Source organism: Spirosoma arboris (genome assembly GCF_009754945.1).
GTDB classification, from domain to species: domain Bacteria; phylum Bacteroidota; class Bacteroidia; order Cytophagales; family Spirosomataceae; genus Spirosoma; species Spirosoma arboris.
This window is the reverse complement of sequence record NZ_WPIN01000009.1, coordinates 169885-186766: the sequence shown is the minus strand read 5'-3', so window position 1 is coordinate 186766 and position 16882 is coordinate 169885. Positions and strand designations below refer to the sequence as shown.

General features: G+C 47.8%; 9 protein-coding genes. All 9 read right to left on the bottom strand.

Features of this window, described 5'->3' with window-relative positions; translation table 11 throughout:
* Nucleotides 1–100: 100 nt before the first annotated feature.
* Nucleotides 101–1606: a RagB/SusD family nutrient uptake outer membrane protein gene (locus GO755_RS23465; RefSeq protein WP_157587735.1), complete on the bottom strand. Its 1506-nt coding sequence runs from the start codon at nt 1604–1606 to the stop codon at nt 101–103.
* A 13-nt stretch (nt 1607–1619) separates the two neighbouring features.
* Nucleotides 1620–5039 (bottom strand): TonB-dependent receptor, encoded by a 3420-nt coding sequence (locus GO755_RS23460; protein WP_198174904.1) that lies wholly within the window; start codon nt 5037–5039, stop codon nt 1620–1622.
* A gap of 195 nt (nt 5040–5234) precedes the next feature.
* Nucleotides 5235–6260 (bottom strand): FecR family protein, encoded by a 1026-nt coding sequence (locus GO755_RS23455; protein WP_157587734.1) that lies wholly within the window; start codon nt 6258–6260, stop codon nt 5235–5237.
* Between the two features lie 190 nt (nt 6261–6450).
* Nucleotides 6451–7032: an RNA polymerase sigma factor gene (locus GO755_RS23450; RefSeq protein ID WP_157587733.1), complete on the bottom strand. Its 582-nt coding sequence runs from the start codon at nt 7030–7032 to the stop codon at nt 6451–6453.
* A 199-nt stretch (nt 7033–7231) separates the two neighbouring features.
* The gene (locus GO755_RS23445; protein ID WP_157587732.1) at nt 7232–8692 is read right to left on the bottom strand and encodes a sulfatase family protein; all 1461 of its coding nucleotides are present in this window, start codon (nt 8690–8692) and stop codon (nt 7232–7234) included.
* Between the two features lie 92 nt (nt 8693–8784).
* Nucleotides 8785–10302 (bottom strand): arylsulfatase, encoded by a 1518-nt coding sequence (locus GO755_RS23440; RefSeq protein WP_157587731.1) that lies wholly within the window; start codon nt 10300–10302, stop codon nt 8785–8787.
* A gap of 64 nt (nt 10303–10366) precedes the next feature.
* Nucleotides 10367–11962, bottom strand: a complete 1596-nt coding sequence (locus tag GO755_RS23435) for a RagB/SusD family nutrient uptake outer membrane protein (protein ID WP_157587730.1) — start codon at nt 11960–11962, stop codon at nt 10367–10369.
* Between the two features lie 27 nt (nt 11963–11989).
* Nucleotides 11990–15490: a SusC/RagA family TonB-linked outer membrane protein gene (locus tag GO755_RS23430; RefSeq protein ID WP_157587729.1), complete on the bottom strand. Its 3501-nt coding sequence runs from the start codon at nt 15488–15490 to the stop codon at nt 11990–11992.
* A 330-nt stretch (nt 15491–15820) separates the two neighbouring features.
* Nucleotides 15821–16828: a FecR family protein gene (locus GO755_RS23425; protein WP_157587728.1), complete on the bottom strand. Its 1008-nt coding sequence runs from the start codon at nt 16826–16828 to the stop codon at nt 15821–15823.
* Nucleotides 16829–16882 lie beyond the last annotated feature (54 nt).

Below are 16882 nucleotides of genomic sequence, written 5' to 3'. Positions count from 1 at the left end.
TTTTGACAGGATTGACAGGATAAAACAGGATTTCTGACTGGAATAAATAATCCTGTTCATCCTGTCAATCCTGTCAAAAAATTAAACAACTTAGGACGTATCAATATCCTGGATTCTGCTTCAGGTCAGGATTGGTAATGATTTCGCTCACCGGAATCGGATAAAGTAGGTCCCGATCTGTAATGTTAAAAGCCGTGGAGATGGGGGCGCTACCCGCCGGATAGTAATACGCCTGCGGATTGGCCTTGATTTTGGCCGCTTTGGCGGTCATTACCTGAACCGCTAATCCGCTTCGTACCAGATCGTGCCAGCGTTTATTTTCAAAAACCAGCTCAATCTGACGTTCTTTCAGAATGCTCGTTCGCACATCAGCCTGACTACCTGCAGTCAACGGAGTAAGTCCCGCCCGCGCCCGAACCTGATTCAGATAGCCAGCCGCATCGGCCTGACGACCTTGTTCATTCGCTACTTCGGCCAGCATCAATAGTACTTCGGCATAGCGGTAGATCGGGCCATTATCAGCCGTTTGCCCATAAACAGCGTGTGGATGCAGGTATTTTTTGATGTAAGGCGTACGGTTGTAGGTGATTCCGATCAAAGGCGACGGGCCTGTATAGAAACCGATGGACGCCGAAAATCGCTGATCCTTAAGGGTATCTTCATACACCTTTAACAAATCAGGCGTTGGCACATTGTAACCGCCGTACGTTTGCTGCGTGGCAGGCTTCACACCCGTAATGACCGATGGGTCTGCCAACACGGGTATAAACAGATATGGCAATGCATTAAAGATTGCCTGCGACGTTCCTTCGGCATATTGCACATCGAAAATAATCTCTTTGTTGCCTTTATTCGTTGGTTTGAAAATATCGGCGTAGGCCGGTAGAAGGGTATAACCCAGCGTAGTTACGGTTTTTAACGCCGTTTCAGCATCTGCCCAGGATTTCTGATTCATGTAGGCATCGGCCAGGAGCGTGTAGGCCGCTCCCGATGTTGCCCGACCAGCCGCCGATGCCTGTGCGGGTAGTGCTTTGGCAGCGGCAGTGGCATCGGCAATAATCTGTTTGTAAACCTCACTTGCCTCGGCCCGCGACTTAAATGTCTCTTTGTAAGACGTGGCCGCATCCACAAACAAAGGCACGCCACCGAAATTTTTCACCAGATCGAAATAGGCAAACGCCCGCAAAAAAAGCGCCTGTCCTTTTAGGTTCGTCTTCACCGCTTGGTCGAAACTGGCAGCATCGATCGTTTTCAATACCTGATTTGCCCGAGAGATGATCAGGTAGTCGTTAGTCCACTTACCCAGCGTATAGGTATTATTGTTTTCGACCGTAAACGTTGCAGGATCTTCCTGCGGCTTCCCTCCGCGTTGGGCAATGTTATAAATAAAGAAGGTGTTGTCGGAACGCATCTCGTTCAGAATCCAATCCTGATTGTAAAGTCCCTGAAGAGGAGCATAAATACCTCCGACGGCCTGTTCAAAGTCTGCCTGCGACTGGTAAAAACTGTCGGATGTCAATGACGTTTCCGGAATAACATCCAAAAAATTATGACAGGCACTCAGCGAAAAAAATAAGATAACTAAGGCTATGAGTTTGATTTTCATGACAAGTCCTTTTTTAGAAACCGATGTTTACTCCGAAACTGACCGTGCGAGGAACAGGATATGATCCTTCGTCGACTCCCGGCGAACTGCCACTAGATACATTCCGCGTGTTCACTTCAGGATTTCCCGGATACTTTGTAATGATCCAGGCATTCTGGATACTGCTGTATACCCGCAGGCTTCGGATGGTTTTTACTTTGAGCGGAAGCGTATAGCCCAAAGTAATGTTCTTGAACGACAGGAAGCTACCGTCTTTAAGATACCGGGTACTCCATCGATCACGCTCCAGATAGGTAGTTCCCTGCTGCACACTGCCGTATTTGCCCGCGCCGGGATCTGTAGGTGATTTCCATCGGTCTTTTACTTCTTCCAGCACGTTAAATGGACCATCGAGATTGGTCAGCCAGTTTTCGTAATGCGCCAGAATCTGGTTTCCATAACTCCCCGTAATCGTCAGGCCAAAATCAAAATTCCGGTAATTGAGCTGATTGGTCAGACCAAATATATATTTAGGCCAGGGCGTTCCGGTTGTAGTATAATCTTCCGGGAACGTGATCTTCCCGTCGCCATTCAGGTCCCTGAACTTGATGGTTCCAACCTGCGAATCAGCATACTTCGGGGAATTATCAAAATCCTGCTGATTCTTATAAACGCCATCCCAGACGGCTCCGTAAAACAACCCAACGGGCGAACCAACCTGCGATACATGGCTATAGAAACCATAATTGACCATCCCCTGATAGATCGCATTGGTTTTTTCGGTCGATAGTTTTTCTACCCGGTTTCGATCGAACGAAAGATTGAGGGTAGTCGTCCAGGTAAACCGGTTGTTGTGAATATTGGTGGTGCTGAGGCCAATTTCATGCCCCCAGAATTTCAACTCGCCAATATTGGTTTGAATACTGCTAAAGCCCGACGACACGGGAACCGAGACGTTATAGAGCAGGTCACTGGATATTGTACGGTAATAGTTATACGTTAGTTGAATCCGGTCATTCAATAGATACACATCGGCACCGATGTTAAACTGCTTTTTTCGCTCCCAACCCAGATTGTTGTCACCCAGATTGTTGGCGGCTCTACCCTGGAAAAGTGTATTTCCAAAATCATAATAGGCCGGGCCAACCGTCGATCGGAAGGAGTAATTACCGATTTCGAAATTACCCGTGATACCATAACTAGCCCGCAGCTTTAAAAATGAAATGGGTGTTACGCGCCAGAAATCTTCTTTCGAAATAATCCAGCCAACCGAAGCCGATGGGAAATTCCCCCAACGATTATTCGGCCCAAAGCGCGACGAACCATCGCGACGAACGGAAGCCGTGAAGAGGTATTTACTTTTATAATTGTAATTCACACGGGCCAGGAACGACAGCAAGGCCCATTTCTGCACATCGCTGGTAACGACCGTTTTCCCGGCAGCACTCACTGCCTGCACTTTATCATCTGGATAATTAGTCGCTGTAATCACGTTGTTGTCACTTCTGAATTGCTGCGCCGTAAAATCGACCAACGCATCGATGTTGTGACCGTTAAATTCATTCTGATAGCTCAGCGAGTTTTCATTCATCCAGTTGTACATCCGGGTTGTATTATCTGAACCACTCGGAATTCGGGGTGGAGGGGTAAACAAAACGCCAATAGTAGAGGGATTAAACTGAAATATGTTGTTGTTACTCAGTTGAATGTTGCCCGTTGTCTTGGCCTTTAAGCCTTTGATAATTTCGTACTCGGCATAAACATTGGAAAGCAGGCTCTGCGTTTTGTTCTTATATACTTTTTCCTGGGCCACCCGTAGCCAGTTTGGATTGCCAAATGAGGCCGGGTCCGAAGCCGTTAGCGCCAGGCTCCCATCGGCATTGTAAGGGCTGGCCAACGGGCTCGTTGCCAACGCTCCAGAAATGATATTTTCAGTACCATATGGTCCGCCATCGGTCGCAAAATTGGTGTTATAGGCATAATTAGGCGCCAGATTGAAGCCGACTTTGATTTTATCGCTGGGCGTAAATACTGTGTTTATACGAAGCGAAAGCCGTTGAAAACCAGTCCCTATCACAACGCCATCCTCTTTAAAATAGCCACCCGTAACGGAGGTAAGGAAATTTTTAGAACCAGAACGGAGGGTAAGGTTATAACTCTGAACCGCACCCGTTCGGGTTACGACATCAAACCAGTTTGTGCCTTTTCCGGCGTATTGCGACGGATTTTGGAAAGCCGGATTTACTGCTCTGCCATTCGATTCGGCAATTTCTTTCTGAAACTGGGCGTATTCCTCAGCGTTCATCATTTTTAGCTTCCGGGCGTCGGGGATCTTTTCAAAGCCGTAGTAGGCGCTAAAATCAATTTGCGTTTTGCCCGCTTTAGCCTGTTTCGTCTGAATCAACACAACTCCATTACCGGCTCGCGATCCGTAGAGCGACGAAGAAGCTGCATCTTTCAACACGCTGATATTTTCAATTTCGGCCGGATTGATTGTATTGATATCGCCTGTAATCGGCATGCCATCAACTACATACAATGGATTGGCACCAGCCGTAATCGACACAGAACCCCGAACTTTAATATTCATCCCCTCGCCAGGTCGTCCGCTCACCTGATCAATGCGCACACCAACCAGCTTGCCCTGTAGCATTTGCGCAACCTGCGCTACGGGTGGATCTTTGAGTTCTTTGGCAGAAGCAATGGCAATGGCGCCGGTGATATCCTCTTTTTGCTGCGTACCGTAGCCAACGACCACCACTTCATTCAGCGATTTCTGATCAGGTACAAGCTGCACGTCGACCATGCTACGGTTGCCAATGAGCACTTCCTGATTACTGTAGCCAACAAATGAAAAGACCAGCGTTGTAGCCACCTTGTTACCCGGCTCATCTGGAATAACAAGCTTGTATTTGCCCTCGACATCGGTTGTAGTACCGCGCGTGGTGCTTTTGACGACAACACTTACACCCGGCATTCCTTCGCCCGTTTCGCTGGTGACAATCCCGGTGATGATTACCTCGGCCGCCTGCTGGAATTCAACCTGTGTGTTTTGTAGTAACGAACCTGGAATAGTCAGTTGAGAAGATGGCCGAATACTAAGTAGAATCTGCTTTTTTCCCACTACTTCATAGGCCACGGGTGTATTTCTGAAAAGCTGATCCAGTACGGTAGACAGGCGTTGGTTCGAGAGCTTTATGGACACTCGCCGAGTAGCCTGAATCTGCTGAGGAATGTACGAAAACTTGACTTTCGTCAGTTTCTCAATTGTCGATAGGACGGTACCAATCTCCTTATCCTCAATGGATAAACTAATAGACTGCTCCAGCAAAGCCTGAGCTTTGACCGTTCGGGCATAGGTTATGTTCAGGAACAAAACCGTACACAGCAGTTGGAAAAGGGTAATACGCATAAGGGTACGTGCGTAGGCGTGACTGAATCGAGGTAATTTCATACCTTTGATTGTTTTTGTTTATAGGGTTTAGACAAAGACAAACGAGCCCCTACACATCTGACGAGGATGCAACGGAATACGAACCGAACTTGGGGCTTTATCTGGTCGGCGATGCTTGGACCCATCGCCGACCTTCTTTTTTATAGTCGGGTCAGTTTTTCTTCATATCATATAGCTTGCGGGTTTATTTGTGGGTTAGCAACCTGATCCGGTAATGACGATCTGGGCATCAATAACCTTATAGGTAGCTCCCAGCAGTTTACAGATAATCGTCAGTTTATCGTACAGATTTTCCTGATCTAAGGATGTGGTTATAAAACAGTTAGCCATAATTTCTTCATCATACACCACATCGACTCCGTAGACTTTCTCAATAGCCGCCATGATTTTAGAAACCGGCGCATTCTGAAACGTAAACGAGGCTAATTCGGCTGTTGGAATCAGGACAACAGGTTTCTCGACCAGCGTTTTTACCAATCGTTGCTCCTGACCCAGATAGGTCACCTGTTGATTGGGAGTCAACACAACGCCAATGGTTTCGGGATCAGACTTCGACTTCGCATGGGTTGCCAGTTTGGGCGAATAGACCGACACGCGCCCCGTCCGAACGGCAACTGTAACGTTCCGGTCAGTTGGGTAAGCTTTGATGCGAAAACTGGTTCCGAGTACTTTGGTAATCAGGTCGTGGGAATATACCAGAAACGGTTTGTGTGGATTCTTCTGCACCTCAAAAAAGGCTTCACCCACCAATGTCACTTCCCGCTTAGTACTCGCAAACGTAATTGGGTACCGAAGTTTACTACCGGGTTGCAACGTAACTACACTCTTATCGCTCAGTACCACTCGCTCAGGCAGGGCAGACGTATTGACTCGTTCCGTAAAAGACGACTGTATTTCTGACACCCGCTCCCCTTGCGTCGGTAGTTCAATGACTGATTGACTGAGGAAATACCAACTCAACCCACCGATCAATACCACGACCGCAGCGGCTACCCAATACGGGTTGAAGCGTAACCGTTTGACGGGAGCAGTTTTCACCGTTCGAGCGGCCAGCGCCTGCCAGTTTTTAGCCAGTAACTGTTTCTTCTCGGCATCTGTAGCAGGCAACTCAACCTCAGAATCCAGTGACGCATACCATTGATCGAGTAAGGCTCGTTCTTCGTCGGTGCAATCGCCTTTGAGGTATTTAGCGAGAAGTTCCTGGTATTGAGTGCTATCCATCGGTTGAGCCGTTCGTCCGTATCGACGACCCGGCAAAAGGTATAGACGAACAACCCAGAAAATTCCCTAAGACCAATCAGGCTTTTTTTAGATTATTTTTCACTTCGAAAAGAATTGTTCTCGGGATAATTTTTTCTGACAGGATTAACAGGATAAGACAGGATTATTTACTCCAGCCAGTAATCCTGTCTTATCCTGTTAATCCTGTCAGAAAAACCCAGATGGCTATGAAATCGCGCAGATTCTGGCGCAGAAAGGTAGTGGATCGCGAGAGGTGATATTCGATTGTTTTTTCAGACAGGTTCAATCGCTGGGCTATTTCCCGGATTGTGAGGTGTTCGAACCGATTGAGAATGAATATCTCCCGGGTTTTCTCGGGAAGTTTTGCCAGCGTATTCTGAATGGCTTCGGAGAGTTCATTCAGTTGTACGGCTTCGATCGTAGTAAAGGTTTCGGCTGGAAAAAACAGCTGGAGTTGATCGAGATAATGTTCTTCCTGAATATTTCGGCGGATATAGTCGATCATCATATTCTTGAGCGATACACCTAAAAACGCCTGTAAATTGATGACTCGCAGGGATTCCCGTTTCTGCCAGATCATCACAAACAATTCCTGCGCTAACTCTTCAGCTACTTCTTTCCGCCGAAGTTTACGATGCGCAATTACATACATTTTGTACCAGTATCGCTCATATAACTCCCTGAACGCCTGCTCGTCATCCTCCCGGAGGAGGGCCAACAATTCGTTGTCGGTTAATACGTTCAGAGACATCCAGAAAACGGTTTATTAGCAAAGTTGTAATAAACCCTCAAATACTTCAAAATATCTGGCTTATTAATTTTATTGAATAAGTGAAGTTAGTTAAGCCCCTATAAAATGACATTTCTGTCCTCTCTACGAGAGGTCTCAAGCTGGCGATTTGAGATCTCTCGTAGAGAGGACAGAAAATAGTCCTACTAACTAGTATTGATCACTGACTAACCCGCCCTGGTTCGCGAACGTTGGCGCCGGTACGTTTCTGAATATCATCGCCCAGATCAGCGCGGGCTTCTTCGGCAATCTGTTCCAGTTTGGCAACGATTTCGGGGTGCTGCTCCCGAACGTCATACCGCTCACCTGGGTCACGACGGAGGTCGAATAAACCCGTCGGGAATTCATGCGTTTCTGTACTGGGGCCTGGTTTACCATTCTGACCTGGCAGGAATCCTTCGTAGGTACGGCCGGGGTGAGCAAGCACTAGTTTCCAATCGCCTTGACGCACGGCTTCGAGGCTGTTTTTACGATAGTAATAGTAAAATTTATCGCGAGGTGTTACTGTGTTGTCGCCTTTCAGTAAGGCAATCCAATCCACACCATCAATTCGATTTTTGGGTAAACGAGCTCCACAGAGTTTGACCACAGTTGGCAATATATCCATCGTTGTCAGGAGCTTATTACTCACCCGACCGGCAGGTACCACACCTGGCCAGCGAACCAGGCAAGGCACCCGATGACCACCTTCAAACGACGTTCCTTTTCCCTCCCGGAAACCACCTGCCGAACCTGCGTGATCGCCATAGTTCAGCCAGGGACCATTGTCGCTGATGAACAGGACAAGCGTGTTTTTGTCCAATCCCTGCTGTTTCAACTCAGCGAGCACTTGCCCGACGGCTCCATCCAGTTCAGTCATAACATCTCCGAAAATTCCCCGCGCACTTTTCCCTTTAAATTTAGCCGAAGTAGCTAGTGGTACGTGTGGCAACGGATGCGGCACATAGAGAAAGAAAGGCTTGTTTTTATGTTTTCGGATGAAGGCAAGGGCGTGTTCAGTAACGGTCGATGTAATTTGCCCAGCATCGTCCAGATCCTTGATTTCCTGCTTCGGTTCATTGCCATCGATCCAGCGTAGAGGTGGATATTTCGCCTGGGCCTGAGCAGGATGGAGCGGCCACATATCATGTGAATAAGGCACGCCATAATACTCATCAAAACCTTGCTGCAAGGGCAGGAACTGCTTGTTATCGCCCAAATGCCATTTTCCGAAAATGCCGGTTGCATAGCCCCGTTCTTTCAGTAAATCGGCCAGCGTCTCTTCGTTCGGGTTCAGGCCAATAGGCGAATTGGGGCCGAGTGCGCCCGAAATACCTAATCGGTTCGGATAGCAGCCGGTGAGTAGGGCCGCCCTCGATGCACTGCACACCGCCTGCGCAACCAGAAAATTCGAAAATCGAGACCCCTCGGCAGCCATCCGATCCAGGTTGGGCGTTGTGTAATCCAGAGCCCCCGTCACGGACAAATCGCCGTAGCCCATGTCGTCCATGAAAAACAGAACAACGTTTGGCGGGGGCGTTGGCGCCGGTTTTTCAACCCAGGCAGTGATGAGTAAACCTAGGCCAATCAGCGCAAAGGTGCTGAAGAGCAAATGAGATAATCGTTTAGGAATCAACTTCATAGTGACTGGTTTTAATAAATTCAAGTTTAAATAGTAGCCTTTCCCATGATCTGTGTCCTCACAGACCATGGAGACAGAGAATTGCCAATCGGCTAATTCGTAGCCGCGACAGCCGTTTTTGGGGATACAATTTCCCACTCATTGACATGCGTAGGCATATGTTCACGAGCAACGATAGCATCGAACTGCCGAAGCAAATCAGGGTGCTGGGTCGCCAGATTAGTACGTTCACTAACGTCTTTACCCAAATCATACAGCTCCCATGATCCTGCCCGATTTTTTCGCACATTGGTTTTTACCGCTTTCCAATTCCCCATCCGAATGGCCAGCTGCCCGCCTTTTTCAGGGTATTCCCAATAGAGGAACGGGTGTTGTTTTTGGTTAGTGAATTGACCCAGCAACGTTGGCAAAAACGAAAGACCGTCAGTCGCTATGGGCTGTTTATAACCGATCAGTTCGGCAATGGTAGCCAGCAAATCATATTGCACGGATACATGATCGGTAACCTGACCAGCCTTTATCTTTCCTGGCCATCGAGCCAGCATAGGCTCCCTGATGCCGCCTTCGTACACATCCATTTTCAAACCTCGTAGGTTAGCCACACTATTGAAATAAGCAGCTTCCACTCCTCCATTGAACGTAGCGCCATTGTCGCTCGAGAACATAACTAGTGTATTTTCGTCAATTTTCAAGTCTTTCAGTAACTGCATCAACTGCCCAATCTGTTTATCCATGTAGGTAATCATACCCGCATACGTAGCACGCGGGTAAGGCGTTGATGCGTATCCCTGCTGACCGAGGTAGGGTTTATCGTCAAATTTGCCAATATATTCCTTCACCGCTGCTTCGGGGGCCTGTAAGGATACATGCGGCACGGTGAATGGCAGATATAGAAAAAATGGACCGGTTTTGTTCTCGCGCACAAACGCCTGGGCTTTCTGAGCCATTTTGTCGATGGCATAGTCGTTGCCCCGATAATAGGCAAAAGCCTCCGCCGTAGCTGTTTCAGGTGTTAATTTGCGATGTACGTCAATGACAGGGTTGTTCAAACGGTCGGGTTTGCCATTTTCCCAGAGGTGCGTTGGGTAGAAATTATGAGCCTGTTTCTGATCTAGGTAACCGTAGAAATAATCGAAACCCTGCTGATTCGGATTGCCTGTCGTGTTGGCCATGCCCATGCCCCATTTACCAATACAAGCCGTTTTGTAACCCGATTGCTGGAGCATTCGGCCCACGGTAAACGCGCCCGGATACAACGGCATCTGCCCACCCTCCAGCGAATCGGCAAAACCGCCCATTTCATAATTGCCCCGAATGTAGGAATGTCCACCATGTTTGCCCGTCATCAGCATACAGCGGGCAGGCGCGCAAACGGGCATACTGGTATAATGCTGGGTAAATCGCATTCCCTTACGAGCCAGTTGATCCAGATGTGGCGTCCGGATTTTCTGCTGACCATAACACCCCAATTCGGCATATCCCATATCATCGGCATAAATGTAGATGATGTTGGGTTTAGCAATAACAGCCTGGCGAGGCATAAAAGATACCAATAGGTAACTGCCTAAGGTCAGGACTGATACAATGAGTATGATGAAATAGGATTTCATGACAGTAGTCATTAAAAAGATCCATTCCCGTGGTCGCAGAGATACAACCACGGGAATGAAGCTTTTACCAGCCCGGGTTTTGTGAAAGCGTTGGCGTTAGATTCCGTTCTTTCTGCGGAATAGGCCAGAGATAATGCCGGGAGACATCGAAGGTTCTGTTAACACCCACGACCTGAACCGTTGCCAAAGCTCCACTGGCATCTTTGTAAGTAATACCATAAATAGGGCCGGGAATTACCGTTGCAGCCGTTTTCCACCGACGAATATCAAAAAGATGTTGCCCTTCAAATGCTAGTTCAACGGTTCGCTCCCGACGAACAATAGTCCGAAGTTCAGCCTGAGTGGCTGCGCTGCTGATGGCTGGCTGTTTGACATCGGTCCGTCCATTTCGAACTGTATTGATCGCCGTCAGTACGCTCGCGTCGATCTGATTCAATTCGATTTTAGCCTCGGCATAGGTCAGCAAAATTTCGGCATAGCGTAAGAGAATAATGTTGATACCGTTGTTCGCCGGGTTAGCGTAATCCTCTGCATTCACATACTTTTTGATGTTAAAGCCTGTCGTAGAGGCAATGTATGTATTCCCCACGGCATCAGCTGTTCCGCTGGTTGGCTCGGGTCGAAACGTAATACCGCTCGGCAAGACATCGCCTGTCAGAAAAACAGAAAATTTAAGGCGAGGATCACGATTGGCGTATGGATTGGCCGGATCGTAGCCGCTGGTCGCATCGGAGATCAGTTTGCCTGATGTCGTTTCGTACATATCCACCAATGTTTTGGTCGGCACATACGTACTCTGAGCACTTTTCTGACTATAAGGCGCTAACAGGTTAAATACGTTGACAGGATAGGTGTCCTTAATAAATTGCCGATCCAGCAGGACTTCCTTATTGTTTTCGGCGGCTATGGTGAATAGCTTTTCGTAGCTGTCGTTCAGTCCGTAGATGCCTAGTTTCACGACCTGATCGGCGGCATCGGCAGCCTGTTGGTAGCGACCAGCCAATAAATTAGCCCGCGCCCGCAGGCCCAGAGCGGCCCCTTTTGTAAACCGCCCTTTGTCGGCAGCAGCATAGGTTGTAGGTAATAAACCGGCTGCATCTATCAGTTCTTTATCGACAAAATCCCAGATCTGCGCAATAGGAGTACGGGCCAATGCGCGGCTTTCATCCAGCGAAATAGACTTTGTTACGAGCGGCACATCACCAAACAGACTAGCCAGTTTAATGTACTGATAGGCCCGCAACGCGCGTGCTTCGCCTTTAAACTGATTGATCAGAGCCGTGTTGGTCGACGCCACTTTATCGACGTTTTCCAGCAAATAATTACAAGCCCGAATGCCCTTGTACGCTTTTGCCCATTCGCCAAACACTTTAGCACTCGTGGCATCATACTGGCCCAGTTCAACATACGCCTGCACATCGAACGGTTGGTTGGTGTGGGCAATGTCGGTCATGGCATCCCAGCTTATAAGGTTGGTGCTGTCGAGATCGGTATACAGTGAATTAGCGGCCAGCCGGGCATCATTCTCCGTTTTCCAGAACAGACTTTCCGATAAGCGGTCGTTGGGAACGGTATCTAATAATTCCCGGTCGCAGGAGGCTAGTGTTACCCCAAGGAGCGCGACCAGGAAAGAGAATACACTATAATTTATTCGTTTCATGAGCTTTCTGAAAATAGGTGGATGAAGTTAGAATTGCAGGTTCAGTCCAAGCGTGTACAGCGACGTTTGCGGGTAATAAACCGCCCGTCCCGATCCGGCTTCGGGGTCCAGATTCCACTCATTCAACTTCGAGATCGTCAACACATTCGTAGCCGATACATAGGCCCGAATTCGGTTCAGACGCACTTTAGACGCAATTGCTGCCGGCAGCGAATAGGCCAGCTGAATGTTTTTCAGCCGGACATACGACCCATCGATAATCAGCCGATCGGAGGTCGCTACGTTCCGCAAATCGAACTTTAGCGGACGGGGGAAACGAGCGTCTGGATGGTCGGGTGTCCAATAATTATTGGTGTAAATCGAGGGAGTAAAGCCTTCCTGATTTCCCATTTCGGCCAGTGCACCTGCCAGGCGCGTATCGACTTTAGCGGCTCCCTGAAACAGCAGATTCACTTCGAAATTCCTGTACGAGAAATTCGAGTTAAGACCGAACGTGAATTTGGGGAATGTATTTCCGATGTTGGTCATATCATTGGCGTCGATCTTGCCATCGCCATTGGCATCGATATACTTCACATCGCCCGGCTTCGTGTTGGCAGCATAAGTGGCTTTGTAGTTGTTAATCTGCTCCTGTGTCTGGAACAGCCCATCTGTTTTGTAGCCCCACAACGTATTGATTGGCAAGCCAACCGCAATGATGTAGCGTGGGTCAATATCTGATCCTAAAATGTAAGGACCCGTTCCTTTCAGATCGACAACTTTATTGCTATTGATGCTCAGGTTACCGCCCAGATTATACTGAAAGCCCGACGCGCTTTTGGCTCCGCGATAATTCAGACTAAACTCCCAGCCTTTGTTCTCTACCGAACCAGCATTTTGGGGAGGAGCCACCAGACCAATCGTGGCCGGGATGTCGAGATTCAACAGAATATCGTTGGTCAGTTTCCGGTAGTAATCAACGGTTAAATTCATACGTCCACGGAAAAAGGATGCATCCAGACCTAAATCCAATTGCGTAGTCGATTCCCAACCCAGATTAGGATTGGCGAGTGTCGTTTGCCGATAGCCCTGCACAGCAGCGCCATTGAAATCATAACCACTAGACGCGAGTGCGGCATAATAGCTATAAAGGTTCACCGACTGGTTACCGGTTATCCCCCATGAACCGCGTACTTTTAGGTCGCTCACGGTTTGCTGAAGCCCCTGCCAGAAGTTTTCTTTCGATATGCGCCAGCCTGCCGAAAACGAGGGAAAAAAACTATATTGTTTGGTTCCTGTAAACTTGGATGAGCCATCGTAGCGTCCGTTTACTTCAACCAGATATTTGCCGTTGTAATCATAGTTTACCCGACCGAAATACGACCGCAATCCGTACAGAGCATCGTTCCCTGAGTTGTTTTTCGTGCCATCGTTTGCACCCTGACCAATCGATTGTATATCATTGTTATAAAACCGTTCGCGGTAGGCGGTCAAAAAAGTCTGCGTATTTCCAATCTGCGAGTACCCCAAAAGTCCCTTAAAATGCTGATCTCCGAATCTTCTCTCATAAGTAAGCAAGTTAATCAAGGTGTACTCCCGCAACGTATTCCGCACTTCGGTCAAGGTGTTGTTGGCAACCGTTTTCGTGATGTTGGTATTCTTATCGGTATTAACATACGAGTTGGCGAAGTTCTTTTCTTGCGTAAAAAAGCCCCGACCTGCGATCTGCGTAGAGAATATCAGGCCATCCACGATCTCCCACTCGCCCTTAACGTAGCCAGCCAGATAATCCGTCGACCGTTTGGAATCGCCCCCGATTTCGGCATACATCAACGGGTTGTTTCCCTGCGTACTCAATCCATACGTACCGTCGGCATATTTGGGAACAGCCCAGAGCGAACCATGTAGCAGAAAATTGATAGGATCGACGGTGGGAGCCTGTGAGTAGTTGTAGCGGTAGTTAATATCGCCACTTAGACGCAGTTTCGATGAAATCGTGTAATCTGTATTCAGACGAATTTCGCCGATTTTACTACTGTAATGCGTGATAATACCTGCCTGATCCTGATACCGCATACTCAAGCGTGTCCGTAGCGTTTCATTACCACCCGATACAGCTATAGTGTGGTTTTGTTGCGGAGCTGCGTGTAGTACGGTTTGAAACCAGGTATTGGGCAGCGGGTATTTCTCGCGGTCGGTAGCCGTGACATACGCCTGAATAGACTGTTCCGTGAAACGAGCAGGCAAGGGAGAACCAGCATTGGTATAGGCAGCTACCTGCATTCGCATGTAGTCTTCAATGCCCATCATGTGCGGTTTGTTAATGGAATTCTGAATAGCGTAATAGCCATTATACTCGACCTGCACCTTACTGCCTTTAGCCCGTTTAGTTGTTACAAGCACAACTCCGTTAGTTGCTCTTGACCCATAAATAGCCGTAGAGGCAGCGTCTTTCAGTACTGTAACTGTCTCAATATCATCTGGATTAATATCAGACAAGCGCTGTTCGATACCGTCGACAATCACTAGCGCATCGTTTTTGCTCATGTCATAGCCACCTGAGCCATTATTGGTACCGGCGGTATTACCAATGCCATTGATATTGAAGGTGGTAATCCCACGAACGCGAATAGCCGTGTTAGAGCGACCGGGCGATCCCCCCTGATCCAGTACGGTAACGCCGGGCAACTGCCCCTGCAATGATTGCTGAATATTGGAAACAGGCCGTCGGGCAATTTCTTCGCCACCAATTTGCGCCACCGAATTGGTCAGGCTTTCGCGCTTCTGGGTACCGTACCCTACTACTACAACCTCGTCGAGCTGCTTATTATCGGTCGCCAGCGAAACGTCGATGCGAGTACGATTATTTACCGGAACTTCCTTCGTTACAAATCCGATACCCGAAAAAACCAGAATTGCCGTAGCTGGGACTTCGAGCGTGAATTTCCCGTTGGCGTCGGTAGTCGTTCCTTTAGTCGTATTCTTGATGACGACATTGATACCGGGCAGGCTTTCCCCAGATTCACTTTTGACCGTACCCGTAATAGGCTGATCAACGGCCACTTTGGCGTCTGTTTTTGCGATTTCCTGTACTAATCCTGATGGCAGTTTTGTCGTCGGCTCGGCTTGGGTACTTTGCTCCTGATTCAGCGTAGACTCCGAAATCGAACCGTCGGCGAAGGCAATTTTCTTTGCTTTTCTATTCCCCAGAATCAGGTACGAATTACCGTTTACTTTTTTATAGCGTAAGCCCAATGGGCGCAGTAAACTCTCCAGATTTTTGTCGAGCGTTTCTTTAGCATTAAGCACTTCTGGAGACACAGATAGTCCGTCTACTGTTTGCAGCTCGAACATGATGTTTACACCATACTGATTCTTCAGATCATTGAGCACCTCCTTGAGTTGACGGCTGGCGGCTCGATTAGATTCAGTTCGCTTTTGCTGAACATTGCTGGCCAGTACAACCGACTGCGACCAGCCGGGATGAAATCCAACAAGCAGCATTGACAGAAGACTCACATTGGAGACTTTTCGTAAATGATTTGTCATAAGAGTTAACAGATTGATTGTAATTGTCCATCTGCTGGACGTAGTTAGGCTAGTAATTGGCAGGCTGTTGATTGATAGTAACCCGGCAGAATTCCATTAGCGGGCAAGGCCAAACAGTTGAGTAGGCACATCAAAAATTGGGTAAAAACGAACTAGTACTGTTAATATATGGGCAAAGGTTGGTAAGCAAAATCTCTTTTCCAAGAGAAAATTAAAATTTTGATTATCAACTAATTACCTAATAGTCTATCGAGAAGTACTGTTATTCATAGTCAAGCGGAGGTGCTCAAACGGCATTCCGATGAGTCTGAACGTGTTACGCGAGTTCACCTATTTATCCATGATTTGAACATGATTCCCCTGACGAGCAACATTGATGTCTAACAGCTCAGAGATGGATAGCAGGAGTTGATCGACGTTATCAGCCTGGAACGAACCCATCAGTATACGTTGAGCCAGTGCCTGGTTTTTAATGTTAACCCGGAGCCCATAATTTTCTTCCAGCATATAGGCTACTTCTTCCAGCGTGGTTTCTTCAAATACAAATCGTTTCTCTTGCCCGACTGAAGGAAATTGACGCTGTTTAATCGTTTTCAGAGCGATATGATTCTCTGGATCAAGCGTGACAAAATCGCCGGGCTTCATCGTTACCTGTTTAGCGATTTTATTCTCCTGATAATGAAGCTGAACTTTTCCCTTATTCAGTAAGACCCTGGCTCCTCGTTTTCTCGCAAAAACGGTAAACTCTGTACCCAGAACAACTACGTCTAACCCTTTCGCTGTCTTCACCACAAACTTCTGATCATCAGGTGTGTGTGTGACAGAAAAATTAGCCTCTCCCGCTAACAGAACCTCGCGGGTTGTGCGCCCAAATCCCCAACGGGGTACCTGTAGGCTGGAGTTTGCATTCAGATTGACTTCGCTCCCGTCGGGCAGTTTTATGGATCGGGTTTCGCCAAACGTTGTCGTGTAGGTCTGGTAGATGAGCTGATTACGAAACAATAAACCAACCATACTGGCAACCAACACGATAGACGCTGCTACTAACCAAAACGGCCTGTTCCAGGGTCTTGATATGGGCAGGATTACCGGTATCTCATTTGACGAGGTTTCTTCTGTATGTGGATTATCGGCTAAAAACGTGGCATAGTGTTGAGTCGCTTTTTCCGTTTGGGTCAGGTATTGGGGATTCCGATTTTCCCATTCTTCCAGCCATTCGTAATACTGCTCCTCATTTGCTTTTTCCCGAAGCCACTGGGCAATCAGTTCGCGTTGAAGCGGAGAAACTTTCCTTGCGAAATGGCTAAATATCAACTCTTTATTAATGTCCGATTCCATGGCGTGTAGTAGCTTGCTTATTGATGAGACAATTTTTGGAGAACTTTCCCTGAC

What these genes read in the sequence shown, in the direction of transcription:
- GO755_RS23430 (WP_157587729.1), bottom strand. Translation starts at nt 15,490, where the DNA reads ATGACAAATCATTTACGAAAAGTCTCCAATGTGAGTCTTCTGTCAATG.
- GO755_RS23445 (WP_157587732.1), bottom strand. Translation starts at nt 8,692, where the DNA reads ATGAAGTTGATTCCTAAACGATTATCTCATTTGCTCTTCAGCACCTTT.
- GO755_RS23435 (WP_157587730.1), bottom strand. Translation starts at nt 11,962, where the DNA reads ATGAAACGAATAAATTATAGTGTATTCTCTTTCCTGGTCGCGCTCCTT.
- GO755_RS23465 (WP_157587735.1), bottom strand. Translation starts at nt 1,606, where the DNA reads ATGAAAATCAAACTCATAGCCTTAGTTATCTTATTTTTTTCGCTGAGT.
- GO755_RS23455 (WP_157587734.1), bottom strand. Translation starts at nt 6,260, where the DNA reads ATGGATAGCACTCAATACCAGGAACTTCTCGCTAAATACCTCAAAGGC.
- GO755_RS23450 (WP_157587733.1), bottom strand. Translation starts at nt 7,032, where the DNA reads ATGTCTCTGAACGTATTAACCGACAACGAATTGTTGGCCCTCCTCCGG.
- GO755_RS23440 (WP_157587731.1), bottom strand. Translation starts at nt 10,302, where the DNA reads ATGAAATCCTATTTCATCATACTCATTGTATCAGTCCTGACCTTAGGC.
- GO755_RS23425 (WP_157587728.1), bottom strand. Translation starts at nt 16,828, where the DNA reads ATGGAATCGGACATTAATAAAGAGTTGATATTTAGCCATTTCGCAAGG.
- GO755_RS23460 (WP_198174904.1), bottom strand. Translation starts at nt 5,039, where the DNA reads ATGAAATTACCTCGATTCAGTCACGCCTACGCACGTACCCTTATGCGT.